At 62.6% G+C, this 20,125-nt stretch carries 17 protein-coding genes and 1 tRNA gene; 11 read left to right on the top strand and 7 right to left on the bottom strand.

Annotation, left to right across the window (positions count from 1 at the left end; translation table 11 throughout):
- Positions 1-60 precede the first annotated feature (60 nt).
- Positions 61-2,343 (top strand): ATP-dependent DNA ligase, encoded by a 2,283-nt coding sequence (locus tag KTR60_RS21525; RefSeq protein WP_064111615.1) that lies wholly within the window; start codon positions 61-63, stop codon positions 2,341-2,343.
- Here KTR60_RS21525 and KTR60_RS21520 read toward each other — a convergent pair.
- The gene (locus KTR60_RS21520; RefSeq protein ID WP_228401236.1) at positions 2,243-3,784 is read right to left on the bottom strand and encodes an MFS transporter; all 1,542 of its coding nucleotides are present in this window, start codon (positions 3,782-3,784) and stop codon (positions 2,243-2,245) included. The two genes, KTR60_RS21525 and KTR60_RS21520, sit on opposite strands and share 101 nt — an antisense overlap.
- Before the next feature lie 77 nt (positions 3,785-3,861).
- On the opposite strand from KTR60_RS21520, the gene KTR60_RS21515 reads away from it, so the two are divergent.
- Complete coding sequence (locus tag KTR60_RS21515; RefSeq protein ID WP_003940096.1) at positions 3,862-4,509, top strand: TetR/AcrR family transcriptional regulator; 648 nt, start codon at positions 3,862-3,864, stop codon at positions 4,507-4,509.
- Positions 4,510-4,513: 4 nt separating this feature from the next.
- On the opposite strand, the gene KTR60_RS21510 is transcribed toward KTR60_RS21515, so the two are convergent.
- Positions 4,514-5,236: a MerR family transcriptional regulator gene (locus tag KTR60_RS21510; RefSeq protein WP_030534937.1), complete on the bottom strand. Its 723-nt coding sequence runs from the start codon at positions 5,234-5,236 to the stop codon at positions 4,514-4,516.
- A gap of 108 nt (positions 5,237-5,344) precedes the next feature.
- On the opposite strand from KTR60_RS21510, the gene KTR60_RS21505 reads away from it, so the two are divergent.
- The gene (locus tag KTR60_RS21505) at positions 5,345-6,568 is read left to right on the top strand and encodes an erythromycin esterase family protein (protein ID WP_228401235.1); all 1,224 of its coding nucleotides are present in this window, start codon (positions 5,345-5,347) and stop codon (positions 6,566-6,568) included.
- A 5-nt stretch (positions 6,569-6,573) separates the two neighbouring features.
- Here the strand turns inward: KTR60_RS21505 and KTR60_RS21500 are convergent, their stop codons facing one another.
- Positions 6,574-7,683 (bottom strand): serine hydrolase domain-containing protein, encoded by a 1,110-nt coding sequence (locus KTR60_RS21500; protein WP_228401234.1) that lies wholly within the window; start codon positions 7,681-7,683, stop codon positions 6,574-6,576.
- 250 nt (positions 7,684-7,933) lie between these two features.
- Between KTR60_RS21500 and KTR60_RS21495 the strand changes: the two genes are divergently transcribed.
- The 4 genes from KTR60_RS21495 (at position 7,934) to KTR60_RS21480 (ending at position 11,822) form a co-directional block, all read left to right on the top strand.
- On the top strand, positions 7,934-8,467 hold the full coding sequence (locus tag KTR60_RS21495; protein ID WP_007727720.1) for an NlpC/P60 family protein: 534 nt from the start codon (positions 7,934-7,936) through the stop codon (positions 8,465-8,467).
- Positions 8,468-8,532: 65 nt separating this feature from the next.
- Positions 8,533-9,219 (top strand): response regulator transcription factor, encoded by a 687-nt coding sequence (locus KTR60_RS21490; RefSeq protein ID WP_003940586.1) that lies wholly within the window; start codon positions 8,533-8,535, stop codon positions 9,217-9,219.
- Positions 9,216-10,211, top strand: coding sequence for a HAMP domain-containing sensor histidine kinase (locus KTR60_RS21485; RefSeq protein WP_007727705.1), 996 nt, complete (start codon positions 9,216-9,218; stop codon positions 10,209-10,211). The genes KTR60_RS21490 and KTR60_RS21485 overlap by 4 nt, the downstream gene beginning before the upstream one ends.
- 108 nt (positions 10,212-10,319) lie before the next feature.
- Positions 10,320-11,822 carry a DUF4153 domain-containing protein gene (locus KTR60_RS21480; protein WP_228401233.1) on the top strand — a complete coding sequence of 501 codons (1,503 nt, stop codon included), beginning with the start codon at positions 10,320-10,322 and terminating at the stop codon, positions 11,820-11,822.
- A gap of 73 nt (positions 11,823-11,895) precedes the next feature.
- On the opposite strand, the gene KTR60_RS21475 is transcribed toward KTR60_RS21480, so the two are convergent.
- Positions 11,896-14,232, bottom strand: a complete 2,337-nt coding sequence (locus KTR60_RS21475) for an arylsulfatase (protein WP_064443877.1) — start codon at positions 14,230-14,232, stop codon at positions 11,896-11,898.
- 205 nt (positions 14,233-14,437) lie between these two features.
- Here KTR60_RS21475 and KTR60_RS21470 point away from each other — a divergent pair, with 205 nt between their 5' ends.
- A complete protein-coding gene (locus tag KTR60_RS21470; RefSeq protein ID WP_064443878.1) occupies positions 14,438-15,106 on the top strand; it encodes a TetR family transcriptional regulator in 669 nt (222 codons plus the stop codon).
- Positions 15,107-15,141: 35 nt separating this feature from the next.
- Positions 15,142-16,059, top strand: a complete 918-nt coding sequence (locus tag KTR60_RS21465; protein ID WP_064444230.1) for a TauD/TfdA dioxygenase family protein — start codon at positions 15,142-15,144, stop codon at positions 16,057-16,059.
- 1 nt (position 16,060) lies between these two features.
- On the opposite strand, the gene KTR60_RS21460 is transcribed toward KTR60_RS21465, so the two are convergent.
- Positions 16,061-17,023 carry a formylglycine-generating enzyme family protein gene (locus tag KTR60_RS21460; protein WP_047272589.1) on the bottom strand — a complete coding sequence of 321 codons (963 nt, stop codon included), beginning with the start codon at positions 17,021-17,023 and terminating at the stop codon, positions 16,061-16,063.
- A 49-nt stretch (positions 17,024-17,072) separates the two neighbouring features.
- Positions 17,073-17,148 (bottom strand) — tRNA-Arg (locus tag KTR60_RS21455).
- 242 nt (positions 17,149-17,390) lie between these two features.
- Here KTR60_RS21455 and KTR60_RS21450 point away from each other — a divergent pair.
- Positions 17,391-18,770: an LLM class flavin-dependent oxidoreductase gene (locus KTR60_RS21450; protein ID WP_047272629.1), complete on the top strand. Its 1,380-nt coding sequence runs from the start codon at positions 17,391-17,393 to the stop codon at positions 18,768-18,770.
- A 155-nt stretch (positions 18,771-18,925) separates the two neighbouring features.
- Here KTR60_RS21450 and KTR60_RS21445 read toward each other — a convergent pair whose 3' ends face one another.
- Positions 18,926-19,024, bottom strand: coding sequence for a winged helix-turn-helix transcriptional regulator (locus KTR60_RS21445; protein WP_228401232.1), 99 nt, complete (start codon positions 19,022-19,024; stop codon positions 18,926-18,928).
- A 259-nt stretch (positions 19,025-19,283) separates the two neighbouring features.
- Between KTR60_RS21445 and KTR60_RS21440 the strand changes: the two genes are divergently transcribed.
- Complete coding sequence (locus KTR60_RS21440; RefSeq protein ID WP_007727685.1) at positions 19,284-20,084, top strand: crotonase/enoyl-CoA hydratase family protein; 801 nt, start codon at positions 19,284-19,286, stop codon at positions 20,082-20,084.
- Positions 20,085-20,125 lie beyond the last annotated feature (41 nt).

The raw sequence follows: 20,125 nt of genomic DNA, 5'->3' as shown, positions 1-20,125 counted from the left end.
AGATTTCTACTGCCAGACGCAGCGCTATCCAGACACAGTGCTATCCAGCACAATGAGGAAATGGCAACGACGGATCGGGGTCAGATCACTCTCGACGGCACAACCGTGTCCGTGACCAATCTGGGCAAGATCCTCTACCCCGAGAGCGGGACCACGAAGGCCGAAGTCATCGACTACTACACCCGTATCGCCGCAGTCATGCTTCCACATGTCGTCGGTAGACCGGGCACTCGTAAGCGTTGGCCCAACGGTGTGGACGGTCAGTCCTTCTTCGAGAAGAACCTGGCGTCGTCTGCCCCGCAGTGGCTCACGCGTGCGTCGCTGCAACATTCTGATCGCGTCGTCACTTACCCGATCTTCGATTCCGTTGCATCCCTGGCGTGGCTGGGGCAACAGGCGGCACTCGAATTACACGTTCCCCAATGGCGATTCGACGGTTCCGAGCGTGGTCCGGCGACACGACTGGTATTCGATCTCGACCCGGGCGAAGGCGTCGGATTGACCGAGTGCGCCGAGGTGGCGAGGTCGATTCGAGATCTGGTCGCAACTCTGGGGTGGACTGCCTATCCGGTAACCAGTGGTAGCAAGGGAATTCACCTCTACGTTCCACTGGATCGAGCCTTGGACGGCAGCGGTGCGTCGACTGTCGCCAAGCAGATCGCCACCGGACTCGAGAAGCTTCACCCGGATCTCGTCACCGCGACGATGGCTCGAAATGTGCGGGCAGGCAAGATTTTCGTGGACTGGAGTCAGAACAACGCAGCCAAGACAACCATTGCGCCGTACTCGATGCGCGGTCGCGATCAACCCTATGTTGCCGCGCCGCGCAGTTGGGACGAACTCGACGATCCGAAACTACGACATCTGTTGTTCGACGAGGTTCTGGAGCGCGTCGAATCCGATGGTGATCTGCTGGGCGATCTGGATCCGCCGGTCTCGGCGGCTGTAGCCGACACGTTGACGCACTATCGCAACAAGCGGTCGGCCGACCGGACGCCGGAGCCGATCCCTGCTGCGGTGACCAAGGAGACAGCGGGCAATACCTTTGTGATTCAGGAACATCACGCCAGACGATTGCATTACGACGTTCGGCTGGAGCGGGATGGTGTGCTCGTGTCCTGGGCTGTTCCGAAGGGCGTGCCGACCAGTGCCGGAGAGAATCGGTTGGCCGTGCACACCGAGGATCACCCGCTCGAGTACGCCACGTTCTCGGGCACGATTCCGAAGGGGGAGTACGGCGGCGGTTCGATGACGATTTGGGATTCCGGGACGTACGAGACCGAGAAGTGGCGTGAAGACGAGGTGATCGTGCGCCTCAGTGGGAAACGGGTGCAGGGACGCTTCGCGCTGATCCGGACGAAGGGTGACCAGTGGTTGATGCATCTGATGAAGGATCAGAACGCGAGTTTCGGAACGGAGTTTCCCAAGAATCTCGAGCCGATGCTTGCCACCGCTGGAACGCTCGAAGGTCTCGACTCGCAGGAGTGGGCTTTCGAAGGTAAGTGGGACGGGATCCGAGTGATTCTCGAATATCATTCGGGCACAATGTCACTTCGCAGTCGCGCGGGTAACGACAAGACCGGGGACTATCCCGCCCTTGCCGGGTTGGCCGAGGTGCTGGACGGTCATGACGTGGTTCTCGACGGTGAAGTGGTGGCGTACAACGACGCGGGGGTCACCGATTTCGGTCTTCTCCAGCGAGGTGGGGAGCCGGTGTTCCTGGCCTTCGATCTTCTGTACCTCGACGGAGTGTCTTTGCTGCGGAAATCCTACTCGGACCGGCGCACCGTGTTGAATGCGTTGGCGGGCAAGGTCGGTGAGCTCGAGGTACCTCCACAGATCGAGGGCACGGCGGAGAACGCGTTGGAGGTGAGTACCGATGCCGGATGGGAAGGGATTGTCGCCAAACGTCGTGCATCGGTCTACCTTCCGGGGCGGCGTGGGTCGAGTTGGATCAAGGTGAAGAACTGGCGCACTCAAGAGGTGGTGATCGGAGGGTGGCGCACTGGGCAGGGCAATCGAGCACAGGGGATCGGGGCGCTGCTCATGGGAATTCCGGGTGAGGATGGATTGACCTACGTGGGGCGCGTCGGTACCGGCTTCAGTGATCGCGACTTGGAGTCTTTACTTGCGACACTGGAACCGCTGCGTCAGAAGGAAAGTCCGTTCGGGGAGGAACTTCCAGCAGATGACCGCAAGGGTGCGGTGTGGGTGAGGCCGGAACTCGTCGGTGAGGCGCGGTTCATGGATTGGACGGGGACCGGACGCCTTCGCCATCCGAGTTGGCGGGGTCTGCGGGAGGACAAGAAGCCGGGCGACGTGGTGCGGGAAACAAGGCAATAACGGCCAACGCGCCGAGGAACGCTGCTGCGGCACAGATCTGGATTCCCATGCACATCGCCGAAGTGTAAGCCTGATTCGCTGCTTCCGCCACAATGCTCACCGGGGGAGCGTCGGCGTGGATCTGCGCCAGATCGACTGTGGAAGTGCCGACTCCGGGTTCGAAGCGGGACCGGAAAACCGTTGCTACGACTGTCCCGACGACGGCGACGCCCAGAACTCCACCCAATTCCCTTACGACACTGTTGATCGAACTTGCCATCGCAGCCTGCTGGGGCGCAACCGACGACATCGACGCAGTTGTTGCCGGAGCCATGACCAGCCCCATCCCGGCGCCAACCAGTGCCATGATCGCAGCCAGGATTCCGAACGGTGCGTACCTATCTGCTGCGATCGACAGGACCAACAGTCCCGCGGACATGACTGCGAGACCGGTCGCGATCGAACTGCGCACGCCGAATCGGCCGACCATACGATCGCTGCTGGAGGCGACAGTCGCCATCACTATCGCAAACGGAACTGCACCGACGCCGGCGACCAATGGACCGTAACCACGAACTAATTGGAGGTATTGCGTGTACGTGAAGAGAACTCCGAAAAGGGCGAAGAACGTTACGGCCAAGATGGCATTGGAGGTGCTGAACACTCGACTGGTGAAGATGCGCACGTCGGTCATCGGCGCCGAGGCCCGCAGCTCCCACCAGACGAATCCGGCGAGAAGTGCTGTTGCGCTGACGATCTCCAGCACCGTGACGGGCGACGACCATCCGCGAAGGCTTGCCTGGGTGAGGGCATCCACGATCAAAGCCAGTCCGCCGGCGGACAGCAGGAGTCCGGGGATGTCGAACGAACCCTTCGTGATCCCTCTTGCCGGGGGCACAAGAAAAACCGTCGCGGCGATCACACCGGCGACCAGTGGGACGTTTATCCAGAAGACGCTTCCCCAACTGAAATGTTCGAGAAGTACGCCACCGGCCACGGGGCCGATCGCGATTCCCAGTCCGGCGGTTGCAGACCAGATTCCTATCGCCCGGCCTCTCTCGTGCGGGGCGAACATCGAGACGACAAGTGACAGCGTCGCCGGCATGACCAGTGCGGCGGCTGCCCCCATCACTGTTCTCCAGCCGATCAGCTGCAACGACGTGTGAGAGAGGGCAGCGAAGGCTGACCCGAGAGCGAACAAGGTGAGGCCGGTCAGAAGTATCCGACGGTGACCGAATCTCGCGCCGAGTCCACCTGCCGTGATGAGCAAGGCGGCGAACGCCAATGTGTATGCGTTGGTGATCCATTGCAGGTCGACGGTGGTCGCCCGCAGTTCGCGGGCAAGGGTCGGGATAGCGGTGTTGAGGATGGTGTTGTCGATCGTGACTACGACGAGGGATGTGCAGAGGGCGCCCAGTGCTGCCCATCGTCGCCGGTCAGTGGGTTCGAGGGAATTCATCATGTCCTTACGAATGTAACCTTACGAATGTTTAGTGATGAGAACGTACCCCTTCGCCTTACATGTGTAAAGTTTGTCGGGTGAGTGATGTTTCCGAAGATGCCGATGAAACTGGGACGAGTGGTTCTCGGAGTACTCGCGCCCGAAATCCGAGAGGAAGCGGCGCACGACTCCGCGGAGAGATCGTCGCCGCAGCGGCGACGCTCATCGCCCGCACCGGATCGGATCAGGCGGTGACGCTCCGATCGGTCGCTCGCGAAGTCGGGATATCCGCACCATCTATCTACGGACACTTTTCCGATCGCGATGCCATTGTCGAAGCGGTGGTCTCCGAATCGCTGGAGCAGTTGCATCTCGCCGTGGCCGACGCCGTTTCCGCACACCCCGACCCGGTCGAGGGTCTGTATGCCGGGTGCTCGGCATACGTCGAGTTCGGCATTTCCGAGCCCGCTCGGTATCGGGTCTTGTTCGGGTGGTCCAGGCCGAAAGGTCAGTCACCACAATCGGATACGCGAGGACTGGCCGCCTTCAACACGCTGGTGACCAACCTCGACGCGTGCGTCGCCGCTGGGAGGTCGGCCAGCACAGACACTTTTGTCGATGCGGTATCGATCTGGACTTCGCTGCACGGACAGGTGATGTTGCGGGCCGATCTCCCGGAATTCCCGTGGCCGTCGACCGACACCGTCGGTGAGATGGTGAGGAGCCTTGCGCGGCTTGTGAACTGACACCTCAACCGTTTGCTGATCGGCAACCAGGCGAGGTCTGATCCAGCATCGTGAGATAGGCATCGAGCTGAGCCGCGCCGGCGAGAAGGTTGCGACTGCGTGTGGTCAGCCGGTCTTGCCAGGATTCGAGGAACGCTGACAATGCGTCTGCTCCGCCGGCCTCGCGCAGCGAATCGAGAAACTGGGCGACTTGCGACAGTCGGTAGCCGCCGCGCCGCAGCTGCCGCGCGATCTCGGCGTCGCGCACACACTCCGAACCGTATTCGCGATAACCCGTTGCCTGTTCGCGCTCGGGGCGCAGGATGCCGTGCTCTTCCCATGTGCGCAGTGTCGCCGGGTGAACGCCGAGACGGCGCGCCAGCTCACCCACCGTCAGCGCTGGACCGTGCACCAGTGCCGGTGCCATGGTGGACAGAGTCCCCAGCGCTGTGGCTACCTCGGTGCGAGTTCCTCGCTCGGCGAGCAGCGTCACGTGCGCACTGTCGATCAGGCGGTAGGCGGACTCGGTGTCGCCTTGGTTGGTCGCCCGCATGATTTCCGTGGCCCGCTGGTGCCCGTGACCGCCGCGCAATGCGAGGAAAGTGCGCAGGGCTTGCGCGTGCACTGGGGTGTATCGCCGGTAGCCGTAAGTGCTGCGCTCGGTCGGAGGGAGGATGCCGGCATCGTCGTAGTTGCGGATCGCCTGTGCGGACAACCCGTGTTCACGGGCAAGGTCTATGGGCCGCACTGATCACCTCCGATTGAGGCTTTTCACGGTATACCCCAGGTAATTGCCAGTAAAAGTTTCACTCGAATCTTCAACGATACTGTCGAAGGCAGTCCACCTTCGAAAGGGATGATCATGTCCACTGCCCCAGCGCTGAGTGAGTTCGGCCGCCAACTCGAAGACGCGGCAAGTCTTGGTCGTGCGGTCGACGAACTGCTCGCCACGCTAACCGAGGTGCCGACTCTGCTCGCCCTCGGCGAGCCGACTCATGGGATCAAGGCTTTTCCGTTGCTGCGCAACGAACTTCTCGGCCAACTGGTCGAACGAGGATATCGGTCGATCGTGCTCGAAACAGATGTCTTTGCGGCTTTGCTCGTGAACGACTACGTGAACGGGGGAGAGGCGGACATCGAGAAGGTGCTCGACACAGGCTTCAGCCACGGATTCGGTGCGGTACCGGGTAACCGCGAACTCGTCGAATGGCTACGCGAGTACAACCACGGCCGCGCTCCGGCTGACCGAGTTCGCTTCTACGGCTTCGACGCTCCGGTGGAGTACTCCGGTGCACCGAGCCCGCGCCGCGCACTGTCTGCGGCAGGTGACTTCCTGCCCGCCGCGTTGCGGCCACAATCTCTCGACGACGCCGACCTTTTACTGGGTCAGGACGCCGACTGGACCAACCCGGCGGCGATGTTCGATCCGGCTGCGTCCGTCGGCAACTCCGATTATGCTCGCGCTCTGCGCATCATTGCGGACGACCTCGGCAGCGTCCTGCGGCGCGCCGCACCAGTGCTGCGACCCGACGACCCGGCCGGGTACGACCTGGCCCTTGCACATTCACGCACCGCTCTGGGGCTCTTGCGCTATCACTCCGCGATGGCGAGTTCCGCTCCTGATCGCATTGGAACACTGCTCAGTCTGCGTGCCGAGATGATGGCCGAGACCCTGCTGGCGGTCGTCGCCCAGGAGCAGCGACGCGGGCCTAGCCTGCTGTTCGCACACAATGCCCATCTCTTGCGAGTGCCGTCCGACATGCCGGTCAACGGCGACGTGGTCAGTTGGGGGAGCGCCGGCTCACTTGTCGGACTTGTCCTCGGGGAGCGTTACGTATTTTTGGCAACCGACGCCAACCCCGACAGTGATCCGGGCACTCTGCAGGGAGCGTTGGCCGATGCGACCGGTCGGCGTGCCCTGTTCTCGACTCCGGCCCTGCGAGCCGCGCTCGGCCCGTCGATCACCGCGGGAGAAGCGATCCTGCCAGGGCATCTGCCGCTGAAACCTTCGGAGTTGGACGGCGCCGACGCGGTCATCTTCGTCGCGGATACCGACGGGCAGCGTCATCAGTACTGGTAACAGCGTCAGGGGCAGAGCGCGTGCGAGAGTATCGCGACGGTGTCCGGCTGGTCCTTCGGCGTCGACGTCAGCGTCACAGTGAACGCGCGGTCCGGCGTCGCACCGGACAGTGTGTAGTACCCGTAGATCCCGCCACTGTGGCCGGTATAGGTGACGCCGCAGGGAAGTTCGGTGGCGCCGACGCCCATCCCGTACCCGAGTCCCTCGGCTTCGGTGGCGGCGACCTGAGGGGTGGTCATCTCGGCAAGCTGCTCGGCCGGCACCACCCGCCCGTCGAGTAGTGCACGCCAGAAGGTGTTCAGGTCTGTGCCCGTCGAGACCATCGCTCCGGCAGACCAGGGGATCGACGGTTCCGTGCGGGAAACGTCGGTCAGGCCACCGTCGAGATCCTGATAGCCCGTCAGGTGATCGCCCCTGATGTCGAGCTCACCGGCCGGCGGGAGGTACGTGTCTTCCAAGTCCAGCGGATCGAGTATCCGAGACCGGAGTTCATCGGCGTAGCTGCGGCCGCTCACGGATTCGACGAGCATTCCGAGAACGATGTAGTTGGTGTTGGTGTAGACGAACGACGTTCCGGGGACGAATTGCGCCGGTTTGCCGAGGGCGATGGCGACCGCGGCGGACGGCGTCAGCGTTCGGTTCTCGTTAGCTGCAATCCATTCGTCGGCGCCGGGTTCTCCGGCGAACTCGGGAAGGCCGCTGCGATGTTGCAGCAGTTGCCGCACGGTGATCGCGCTACCGTCGATGCCACTGCCGTCCATGTCACTGCTGTGCAGTAGGCCCGGGAGATACCGCTCGATCGGTGCGTCGAGGTCGACCTTGCCCTCGGCGACCAACTGCAGAACGAGTGAAGCTGTGAATGTCTTTGTCACACTTCCGATCCGGACGCGATCATTCTTGCTGATCGAATCGCCGTTGGTCCGGTTGGGCACGCCGCTGGTCATGACAGCCGTCGTGGTGCCGTCGTCGAGTGTTGCGATCGACCCGACGACACCCGACCTGGTGAGTCCGTCGAGATCCGATTGAATCTCCACTGCGCGCTGGAGCGTCGAGCAACCGACGAGTGCCGTGGTGGCTCCGATGATGACCGCGGCGACGAGCAGGTATGGGCGCATGAGTCGAATCTATGGACCTTGTCGTGCCGCGGGATCCAGGAAATCCCCCATCATTCCCTGATCTTCTGCCAGCCCGGGACGTAAGGCCCGTTTGTTCAAAACCGACAAATCGGATCAATCATTCCTGTCCGAACACCACGTCCACGCAGTTAACATCCGAACGAAGTGTTTGTTTTCACGTGTCTTACCAGTTCACGGCTATCGAGGTGCGCTGCCGCGCGCCGAAACGACTCCCACGAAGGACGGATGCATGAAGAAGTCGACACTCCGCACGGGAACGGTCGCGGCTTTGCTGACCGGAAGTGCCCTGTTGCTTTCCGCTGCCCCTGCCTCAGCCGACCCGGGAAGCCTCGGTAGCGGTGGCAGTAGCGGGAGTTCCGGAAGCGTGGGAAGCACGGGCAGCATCAGCAGCGGATCAGCCGCCCTTCCGATTCCGAGTCCGGCAGGGCTGATCGCGCTGGCAGCGGCGAGCACTCAGACCGGAAAGCCCTACCAGTGGGGCGGCGTCGGGCCGAACTCGTGGGACTGCTCCGGGCTGGTGCAATGGGCGTTTCGGCAGGCCGGCGTGAATCTGCCACGGACCAGCCAACAGCAGGCCAACGTCGGACAGCCGGTTCCCCGGTGGGCCCTCGCCCCCGGCGACGTCATCACCTTCTACCCCGGTGCGACGCACGTCGGCATCTACGCTGGGTTCGGAATGGTGTTCAACGCCTACGGAGTTGGTGTTCCGACCGGACTGACGCCCCTGGCGGATCTGCCGATCAACAACATCCGCAGGTTCTAGAACCTGCACAGAACCTTCACAAGTCCTCCCAGGTTCATCCACGAGGGCCGAATACAGTCAGTTCCATGAGTCAGCGAAGAGTGCTCGTGGTCGACGACGAGGTCAGCATCTGCGAGTCCATCGCGGCGAGGCTGCGTGCCGAGGGCTACGACGTCGAGCTGGCGTTCGACGGTCCCAGCGCGGTGGCCCGCTGCGAGCAGATGGACGCAGACCTGGTGGTACTCGACGTGATGATGCCGGGATTCGACGGACTCGAAGTCTGCCGCCGCATCCAGGCCGTGCGCCCGGTGCCTGTGCTGATGCTGACCGCTCGCGCCGATGAAACGGACATGCTGATCGGTCTCGGCGTCGGGGCCGACGACTATCTGAGCAAGCCGTTCAGCATGCGTGTGCTCGTCGCCCGGGTGCAGGCTCTGCTTCGGCGTGCGGATCGCGCGGAGCACGCTGCTCGCCCGGTGGCCGACCTCCTCGAGTTCGGTGACGTCGTGATCGACCTGACCGAACGTCGAGTGCGCCGTGATGCGCAAGAAGTTCACCTGACTCGCACCGAATTCGATCTCATCGCCTATCTGGCGGAGCGGCCGCGAGCCGCGATCCCGCGGGAGTCGCTGCTCGAGGAGATCTGGGGCTGGGGTGAGGGAGCGGGCAGTCGGACCGTCGACAGCCACGTCAAGGCACTGCGACGCAAGCTCGGACCTTCCGTGATCCGGACCGTTCACGGGGTCGGGTACGCCTGGGACGTGCCGCGATGAGCGTCGTCGACCGTCTTTTTGCACGGTGGCCGCGGCCGCTGGACCCGATGCGGTCCTTCAAGGTGAAGGTCGGCCTCCTGGTTGTCGCAGCACTGGTGTTCGCCGCGGGTGGTTTCTGGCTGACGTCGCAACAACCGTTTCGTTTTGCTCTACTGACGGCGTTGGTTGTCGCTCTCGGCGTTACGCAGGTGCTCGCACACGGGATGACGTCACCGCTTCGCGAGATGACGGCCGCGGCGAAGGCGATGGCGCGCGGCGACTATTCGCGGCGAGTACGAGCGACTTCCAGAGACGAAGTAGGCGAACTCGCCCATGCGTTCAATCGGATGGCCGAGGACCTCGGGGCCGACGACCGGTACCGCCGCGAGTTGATCGGCAACGTCTCCCATGAACTGCGCACGCCCATCACCGCTTTGCAAGCCATGCTCGAGAACGTCGTCGACGGTGTCGAAGAACCGGATCCGGCGATGATGAAATCGGCGCTGCGGCAAACGGAACGACTGGGCGCGCTGGTAGCCGACCTTCTCGATCTCTCGAAACTCGAGGGTGGCGCAATGCCGTTGAAACGCCGCCGTTTCGAGGTCGAGCCGTTCCTACGCGAGCTGTCGAGTGTGAGTGCGGGCGACATCGAGATAGACGTCAAGCCTCCACAATTGTCCGTGGTCGCCGATCCGGATCGCCTCCACCAGGTGGTGACCAACCTGGTGGACAATGCGGTTCAGCACGGGAACGTCGACACCAAAGTTGTCATCCGAGTACGTACCGGCAGCGCGGGGGAATTGGTGCTCGACGTCCACGACGACGGCCCCGGCATCGAACCACAGGCCCGTGAGCGAGTGTTCGACCGCTTCATCCGCGGCGGCTCGACCGACGGGGGTACCGGGCTCGGCCTCGCGATCGCGAAGTGGGCGGTCGAATTACATGACGGCAGGATTGCCGTCGTCGATGCCCCGTCGGGTTGTTGCATTCGAGTAGTGCTGCCGCAGAACTGAATCAAAGTCCCTGACGAGATCGAGAGATCTCGCGATGGCGCATGTCTTCATCGGCATTCGTCTGTACTTCCGACCCTGAAAAATTGAACCAGACACATAGGAGATCACATGAGCGCTCCGATAGTAATTCCACCGAAACCGCCGATGCCGGCCGTAAAACCCAAGCGTTCCAGCCGGTTCTGGCGTCCCGATCGCACTTCGATGGCCACCCGCTCGATGCTCCTCGGCGCGGCCGCAGTAGGGGTGCTTGCGGCCCTGATCCTCGACCCAGGGTTCGCGAGTATCGCGTACGTGATCGTGGGTGCCGGTGTGGTGATCGTCTTCGGGATTCTGACGCCGCCGCGGATGACCGTGACGCAGTGGGTCGCCGCCATCGGGATGCTCGCACTGCTGGGTGTTGCCGCCGTTCGCGGTGCGGAGTGGTTGGTGTTCCTCTGCGTCGTAGCTGCGTGGGTTCTGTTCACGTGGACTCTGATCGGCGGGCGGACGTGGACCGGAATACTTCTGGGAACGGTCGCTCCCTGGCGGGCACCGCACCGGACGGTCAACTTCGTTCGTCGTCGAAAACTTGCTACCCGCTCTGCTCCGCGGGTGCCGGCGGCGCGAGTTGTCGTCGTAAGCGCAGTATCGATTCTTCTCCTGCTGATTTTCGGATCTTTGTTCGTGAGTGCGGATCCGGAGTTCGCGAAGATCTTCGACGGCTTCGCTCCTGCCATCTCGGTGTCGAACCCGGGAGCACGGATCTTTGCCGGCGTCGTGATGGCGTTCGGCACGCTGGTTGCGGTGTATCTGCGCCGCAGAACGCCGACGGTGGACGCGTTTGCACCTGCGCAGGCGACGCCGTTGCCGATGTGGGAGTGGGCGGTCCCGCTCGGAGTACTCAACGTGCTGTTCCTCGGTTTTGTTGCAGTACAGACGAAGACGCTGTTCGGGGGAGACGAGCACGTACAGGTGACCGATGGACTGACCTATGCGGACTATGCGCGTGAGGGTTTCTGGCAGCTCATGGCGGTTACCGTGCTGACGCTGCTCGTCATCGCCGTCGCAGTGCGGTACATCGACCGCCGCGACGCTGGATCGAGGCGTCTTGCCCGCGGACTGCTGGGTGCCCTGTGTGTTTTCAGCCTGGTGATCGTGGCGTCCGCTGTGCACCGGATGTGGTTGTACGAGAATCAGTACGGTTTCACGGTGCTCCGGGTCAGCGTCTTCGCGACAGAGCTGCTTCTTGGCTTCGTGTTCGTGTTGTTGCTCGTCGCAGGTATTCGGATGTCCGGGAAGTGGCTGCCCACAGCTGTTCTCGCCACTTCGGCCGTCGCGCTGCTGGCCTTCGCGGTGTTCAACCCCGGCGCGTACATCGCGCAAAAGAACGTGGAACGGTTCGAGGGCGGCAAGAGCATCGACGTTTCCTACTTACGCGGGCTCTCCGTCGACGCGGTACCTGCCTTGGATCGTCTACCGGAACCGCAGCGTTCATGTGCCTTGAGCAGATATCGATTCGGAGTGCCGGGCACCACTGCACCCTGGGAGTTCAACGCAGCGCGTGAGAAGGCCCGCGACATCCTGGAAGCTCGCCCGGTGGGGCCGTGCCTGCCGATGTACACGGTCGGATAGACGCAGGGCGATTGTGCAGCCGCACGGCAGATATCGCGCGCGGCTGCACAATCGGCGAGCGTCGCCTGGTCGATCAGTGCACGGCGAGTGAGATTTTCTCCCGTTCCTCTGCGGACACCACATCTCGGGTGGATCGTAAGTCGACGGTCACGCTGTGGAGTTTGCCGCCGTAGCGGAACGTGCCCTTGTCCGCGAACTCTTCCGCGACCGGGCTTCCCCGGTTGATGCCGACGTCGAGCTGTTCGTTCATGCTGAAGATCGCCCGAGTGGTCTTCTCGATCCGGCCTTCGGAGACCACCTCGTCGTCGACGCTCAGGGTTGCGGTTCCACCCTTGCCGATTCCGCCGCCGTCGTACTCGAAGTGGACGGACACCTCGCGTGCATTGGGTGCCAGCGGGTTGCGCCCACGCACGAAGGTCCGACCACCGCCGCTGAAGTTGTAGCAGTAGACGGGGACGGAATCGAGTATGTACAAAGCGAATCCGCCGAACCGGCCACCGAGGCTGACCAGCATGCCGTCGGCGACGCTACCCAGACTTGCGGTCAGCGTGTACGAGCGGTTGAAGAACGTCGGCGCGGCTTTCTCGACCAGACCGTTCATGTGTGGGTACAGCGTGAGGGTCTTGCGGCCCATCATCGGATGCGGGGGTCGTGATTCCGCGGTGGCGTGGCGACCGACCGTTCTGTCGTCCAGCGGCAGCACCTGATATTTGGCCGCCTCGACGAGGAACTTTTCCTTGAGCCGGGCGAGGATCTCGGGATGCTCGTCCGCGAGATCGCGGGCCTGCGACCAGTCGACCGAGGTGTCGTACAGCTCCCAACGGTCCTCGCTCATCGGTGTGAGCTCGAGGCCGTGAGTGGCCATCAGCCAGGGTGCGCGGTGGGCCGTGACTGCGGTCCAACCGTGATCGTAGATTCCGCGGTTGCCGAAGATCTCGAAATACTGTGTGGTGTGGCGCTCTTCGGCGTCGGGCTCGGCGAAGGTGTAGTTCATCGCCACGCCTTCCATCGGTTTCTGGGTGACCCCGTCGACGCTGGTCGGTGCCGGAATGCCGGCAGCTTCCAGGATTGTCGGCGTGATGTCGACGCAGTGATGCCACTGCTCCCTGATTCCTGGCTTGTCGATCCCCTTGGGCCAGTGGGCGATCAGACCGTTTCGGGTACCGCCGTAGTGGGACGCAACCTGCTTGGCCCACTGGTAAGGGGTGTCGAGAGCCAGAGCCCACGACGCCGGATAGTGCGGGTAGCTGGTTTCGGTCCCCAATTCGTCGTAGCGCGCCAGTACGTCGGATGTCGCACTCTTGTAACCGTTGAGGCCGGCGAGGTAGTTGAACGAACCCTCCATTCCGCCTTCCGCGGAAGCGCCGTTGTCACCCATCATGTAGAGCACCAGAGTGTTGTCGAGTACACCCATGTCCTGCAACCGGTCGACGAGCCTGCCTACCTCGTCGTCGGTGTGCTCGAGAAACGCCGCGTACAACTCCATCAGACGGGCCGAGACCTTCTTCTGGTCGTCGTCGAGTTCGTCCCAGTGTGGGAGCCCCGGAGCCCACGGGGCCAATTCGGTGTCAGGAGCGACGACGCCCAGTTCCTTCTGCTTTTGGAGGGTGATCTCGCGTTGGCGATCCCACCCGTGATCGAATTCGCCGACGTACTTGTCCAGGTAGCGGTCCGGGACCTGGAGTGGAGCGTGGCACGCGCCGAAGGGGAGGTAGCAGAACCACGGCTTGTCGGGGTCCATCGTGTTGACGCCCTCGACCCATTCGATCGCGTGGTCGACGAGATCCTCGGACAGGTGGTAACCCTCCTGTGGTGTCTTGGGTAAGTCGACCATCGTGAAGTCCTCGTAGAGAACCGGGGTGAACTGGTCGGACTCGGCACCGAGGAAACCGTAGAACTTGTCGAAACCCTCACGGACCGGCCAACGATCGAACGGCCCGGCAGCGGTGGTCTCCCACGTCGGGGTCTGGTGCATCTTGCCGAAAGCACCTGTCGCATAGCCGTTTCCCTGTAGGACGCGTGCGACCGTGGCGGCAGAGGCGGGGCGGGTCCCGTTGTATCCCGGTGCCGCGTTGGCCATTTCGGAGATGACACCCATACCGACACTGTGGTGGTTGCGCCCGGTCAGTGTGGCGGCACGCGTCGGCGAGCACAGAGCCGTGGTGTGGAATCGGCTGTATTTCACGCCGGTTTCGGCCAAACGCTCGGCGGTGGGGGTGCGGCACGGGCCACCGAACGCGGAGGGTGCGCCGAATCCGACGTCGTCGATCATGATCAGCAGCACGTTCGGGGCCCCGGCCGGCGGGCGAAGCGGTTCCGGGCGGGTGTACGGGGGATTCTGATCGGGGTAGTACACGGCGGCCGCGACGTTCGGCGTCTCGGGAATGATCGGAATGGAATGGCGATTCACCAGCAGGCTCCTTGGCGTGTGCAAAACCGGGCGGATTAAGCAGTCGTCTTAATCTGGAGCGTATCGATCGGAATTCAGTTGGCGGCGTATGTCTCGTTGACTGGGACAACTACCCCCGTGAGTGGTTAAGGAGTCCCTGCACTCCCTAACCGCGCACAGGGGATGGGGCTTGCGGAATTAAGACAGTGACTTATATGGTCGGTGTATGCCCGCCTCGTTGGATGCCAAGAACGCCATGATCGCCGTCGCCGAGCGGATGTTCGCCGAGCAAGGTATTCACGAAGTGTCCATGCGGGACGTGGCGACTGCGGCCGGGCAGCGCAACAACTCTGCAGTTCAGTATCACTTCGGTGGGCGAGACGGTCTGGTGCTGGCCGTATTCCGGCATCGGATGGATCAGATCAACGCAGCGCGACTGACGTATCTCGACGACATCGACGCCAGTGGGCGGACCGACTTGGTCCGTGCTTTGGTCGAAGCCTTTCTGTACCCGCTGGCAGATTTTCTGGCGACGGTCGACGGTTCCAACTATGCGAGGTTCATTGCCCGAATCTCACCGTCGGTGGATACGCAGAGTGCTGAGTTCCGCGAGGTCAGCGAGGGGATCAACGAAGTTGTCGTCAGGTTGACGCGGGCGTTGCCGCATCTGCCCCGCCGCGTCGCGGTTGAACGGATCGATCTGACGTTCAACATGAGCGTCTCTGCTCTGGCCATCTTCGAGCAGCGCCGCGAAGACGAAAACCCCGTTGTGCAGGCAGATTTCGATACGACGGTGGATCATCTGGTCGATCTCGCGGTAGGAGCACTGACCGCGCCCCAAAGCGCACACAAACGCACACGAGCAAAGCGGGTGGACGCGTCGATTGACGTGTGACCCCGCGACACGACACGACAGGACGGAGTCATTCGATGGCTACCCTTACATCATCACGAACAGTCCAAATCGGCAATCACACAATCGAATTCGGACCGCGCGGAATGAGGCGCAATCCGGAAGGCGTTGAATCGAGGCCGTACGAGCGGTTCACTCTGACACCCGTCACACCGTTCATCGGTGCCGAGATCAGCGATATCGACTTGCGTGATCCGTCGGAGGAGCAGATCGAGGACGTGCGCCGGGCCCTCCTCGAATGGAAGGTCGTGTTCTTTCGGGACCAGCCGATTTCGAGCGTGAATCATCGTGACTTCGCGGCCCATTGGGGTGAACTCGAGGTTCATCCACTTCTCCCGCAGGGAGAGGTCCCGGCAGTCGTCAGATTCGAACGCGGAGAGGACAGTCCAGGAACGGAGAACATCTGGCACGTCGACGTCACCTGGACGAAGACGCCGCCGCTCGGTTCAGTACTTCGGGCGATCGACGTACCGCCTGCCGGTGGTGACACGCTCTGGGCCGATATGGGTAACGCCTTCGACTGCCTCCCCGACGAGATCAAGGAATTGATCGACGGCAAGGACGCCATCCACGATTTTGTGCCGTCCTTCGGACGCGGCATGAGCCCGGAGAAGTTGGAACAGATGAAGGAGCAGTACCCGCCGGTTCTGCACCCGATGGTGCGTAAGCATCCGGAGACCGGGCGGAAGACGCTGTTCGTCAACAGCCTTTTCACCACCCACATTCCGGATATGGATTCTGTCGAAGGCAACGATCTGCTCAATTTGCTGTTCGCGCAGGTCAAGGTCCCGGACTTTCAGTGCCGCTTCAAGTGGGCGCCGAATTCCATTGCCTTCTGGGACAACCGGGCTACCCAGCACTACGCAGCGAGTGATTACTTCCCTCATCGCCGCGTCATGGAGCGGGTGGCCATCCTGGGGGACGTGCCCTTCTGATCTACTCCTGCGGAATGCGGATGATGCACCGGAAGCCGACGTGGCAGGTCGAGGACTCCTCGGATTCGCCCTGCCGCGCGGCGGGGCGGTATCGCAAGCAGTAGTTCGGTGCACACAGATGTGAGCCGCCTTTGATCACCCGTCGTGCGTAGGGTTCGCCCACCAACGCCTCCGTGGCGAACTCCGCTCGGGGATTACGAGGAATGCAGCACGACGAGGCCGGCGCGACGTTCTTGGAACTGTGGGCGTGGTCCGATGTGTAGTGATCGGCCGTCCATTCCCACACGTTCCCGGCCATGTCGAACAGTCCGTAGCCGTTGGGCCGGAACTTTCCGACCGGAGCAGTGCGCTCGTAACCGTCCTCGAGCAGGTTCTCCCAGGGGAACTGGCCTTGCCACACGTTGCCACCGGGCCGCCCGCCCGGAGAGTCGTGATCGCCCCACACGTAGGCCTGGCGATCGAGTCCGCCGCGGGCGGCAAACTCCCACTCGGCCTCGGTCGGGAGTTCCTTGCCGGCCCACGCGGCGTAGGCCTGGGCGTCGAAGTGCGACACGTGGGTGACGGGGTGCCGTTCACGTCCCCCGATGTTGCTGTCAGTTCCCTCGGGATGGCGCCAGTCGGCGCCGGGAGTGAACGACCACCACTGGGTGTAGTCGTCGAGTGAGACCGGGCCGGGTGGCGAAGTGAAGACCAACGATCCCGGAACGAGGAGGGCTGGATCGGCATCGGGATAGTCGGCGGGATCCGGGGCGATTTCCGCAGTGGTGACGTGGCCGGTTGCCTTCACGAAGCGTCGGAACTCGGCGACCGTCACCGCCGTCGTGTCCATCCAGAATCCGTCGACGGTGACCTGGTGAACTGGGCGTTCTTCCGGATAGAAATCTTCGGAGCCCATCCAGTACGTCCCACCCGGGATCAAAGACATGTTCTTCGGGGGAGTAGCCGTGGAGTGAGGCGTCGTCATGAATTCAAGAATGGCACGTTGGTCGCGCCGATGTGGGGAGAGTCCCACCTGGTGCCCTCGGCAGGATTCGAACCTGCGACCCTTCCTTTAGGAGAGGAATGCTCTATCCCCTGAGCTACGAGGGCGGGGAGCGTACCGACAAGCGCTGAAAACCCTGTGCTGCCGGGGTTTTCGCTTCCCGATACTGCTGTTGCATCCGCTCGACCTGTCGGCACGAAGCCTCGGGCGTCACAGCTGCGCTAGTCAGTGTAGCGGCCCGCCGACGAGGTCGCGAAGTCGACGGTATCGCCGGGTGCAAGCAGGAGCCGAACCGATCGCACTGATCGCAATGGTGTTCACCGCGGAGCAGGCACGGCATCGTGCGGGAATGACCCGCAGAATCCGATTCAACGCCTTTGCCATGAACTGCGTCGCCCACCAATCGCCAGGTCTGTGGCGCCACCCGGAGGATCAGTCGTCCAGGTACACGGATCTGAGGTACTGGACGGAATTGGCGAAGCTCCTCGAGCGCGGACGATTCGACGGGCTGTTCCTGGCCGACGTGTTGGGAACGTACGACGTGTACGGCGGCAATCACGACGCAGCGCTGCGGCAGGGCGCGCAGGTACCGGTCTCGGACCCGCTACTGCTGGCGTCGGCGATGGCTGCCGTGACCGAGCACTTGGGCTTCGGGATCACCGCAGGTACAGCTTTCGAGCATCCCTACCCGTTCGCTCGGCGATTGAGCACCCTCGACCACCTGACGAACGGGCGAATCGGGTGGAACGTGGTCACCGGATACCTCCCCTCGGCCGCACGGAACATGGGCGAGGACGACCAACTCCAGCACGACGATCGCTACGACCACGCGGACGAGTACCTCGAAGTTCTCTACAAGTTGTGGGAAACGTCGTGGGAAGACGACGCGGTGGTGCGTGACAGAACCACCGGGGTCTACACAGACCCCGCCAAGGTTCATCCGATCGAGCACGAAGGCAAGCACTTCACCGTTCCGGGCATCCACATCTCCGAACCTTCTCCGCAGCGGACGCCGGTCATCTTCCAGGCCGGCGCGTCGCCTCGCGGGGTTCGGTTCGCCGCCGAGAATGCCGAAGCAATTTTTGTCGGTGCACCGACAAAGGCGATTCTCAAAGACACCGTTGCCCGAATCCGAAACGAACTGACGAAGGTCGGGCGCGATCCGTACTCGGCCCGCATCTACACACTGTTGACGATCATCACCGACCGAACCCCCGAGTTGGCCCAGGCGAAGCTCGAGGACTACCGCAGTTACGCGAGTAGTGAAGGCGCGCTCGTTTTCACCTCGGGGTGGATGGGAATCGACCTCTCCGGATACCGAGCGGACGAGCCGATCGGGAACGTCGAGAGCAATGCCATTCAATCCGCGGTCGCATCGTTTCGTCAGGCCGACGAGAAAGGTGGCGAATGGACGGTGGGGGACATCGCGGAGTGGGCGGGCATCGGCGGGCTCGGCCCGATCGTTGTCGGTTCCGGCGCGGAGGTCGCCGACGAATTGCAGGAGTGGGTGTCCGAGACCGACGTCGACGGTTTCAATCTCGCGTACGCGGTGACTCCCGGAACCTTCGAAGACATTGTGGAGCATGTGATTCCGGAGCTGACCAAACGAGGTGCCTACCAGAGCGACTACGACGAGGGAACGCTGCGCAACAAACTGTTCGGGCGAGGGGACAGGCTGCCGCTCGAACACCGAGGCCGGAGCTTCGACCGGATCCGCACTGCCGGCTGAGCGGGGACCTCAGGACCAGCCGGACCCGGGTACGTGAACCGAGGTGGTGAGGTCGACGGCCTCGATGTCCGAAGACCTCGGTTCGTTTCCGAAGGTGCTGTGCCGTAGTGGTGGTAGCGGTGCGGTTTATTGGGCGCACACCGCTTCTCCCGCGATTACATGGTGATGAGGACGGGCCAGATTGACTGCCCTTTGCAAGTGACCGAATACTCGTGTCTCGGTGGGTTCTGTTCATATTCACGAGGCTCGCGCATTTCCGTCGGCCGTCAGGATTGCCAACCGTGCGGACAACACGGAGTTGGAGATTTCCCCCGCGCCAGCCAGACGTTGTAGCGCCGCGACCCTAACTAGGCGAACGGGCGTGGACACCGTTGTGGCCGTGCCTTCATCCACTGATTCGGATCCTGCCGGCAAAGTGACCATGGAACTTCTTGCCGAGATGGCATGACGAATCCCCGGGGAACTTACTCTCAGGTAAGTTCGTCGGGGATATGTCGAATCGGAGGAGTTGCCGTGAGTGATCGTGTTCGTGTCGAGGTAGTGCAGTCGGTGGCGTACGTGACGCTGAACCGACCGGAGAAACTCAACGGTCTCGATCTGGACATGCTCGACGCGCTGGTGAATGCCGCTCGAACGATCGAAACCGATCGTTCGATTCGGGGCGTGGTTCTGCAAGGCGCGGGTGACGCATTCTCTGCCGGGTTGGACTTCGCTTCTGCGGGCAAGCAGCCGAGGCGGATGGCAAAGGCCTTCGCGAAGTTTCCCGGTCAGAAGACCAACCTCTTCCAACGCGCGTGCTGGGTGTGGCGCGAATTGCCCGTGCCGGTCATCGCGGTCGTTCACGGGCACTGCTTCGGTGGGGGACTGCAATTGGCGCTCGCCGCAGACTTTCGATTCACCACCCCCGATTGCACGTTCTCGGTGATGGAGGCGAAGTGGGGATTGATCCCCGACATGACCGGAACGGTCACGATGCGCGAACTCGCGGCAATGGACGTCGTGAAACGCCTCGCCATGACTGCTGAACTGTTCGACGGAAATCAGGCTCTCGAGTGGGGGTTCGTGAGCGGAGTCAGCGACAATCCGATCAAGCCGGCACAGGAACTGCTGTCGCAGATCGCGGTTCGCTCGCCGGACGCCGTCGCAGCGACGAAGACGTTGCTGCACAAGACCTGGAACCGCTCGCCTCGCGGCGCGTTCTGGATCGAATCGCGGATCCAACTGGCGCTGATGCGAGGCAAGAACCACAAGATCGTGCGTACAGCGAATGCTGCGAAGAAGTTGCCGGAGTTCGCCTTTCGAAAGTTCGGCTGACAAACTCCGGCATCGCGACGCCGTTGGGCGTCCACATTCAG

Origin of the sequence: Rhodococcus sp. C1 (assembly GCF_020809065.1) — a bacterium.
GTDB classification, from domain to species: Bacteria; Actinomycetota; Actinomycetes; order Mycobacteriales; family Mycobacteriaceae; genus Rhodococcus_F; species Rhodococcus_F qingshengii.
This window is presented reverse-complemented; position numbering and strand designations above follow the sequence as displayed.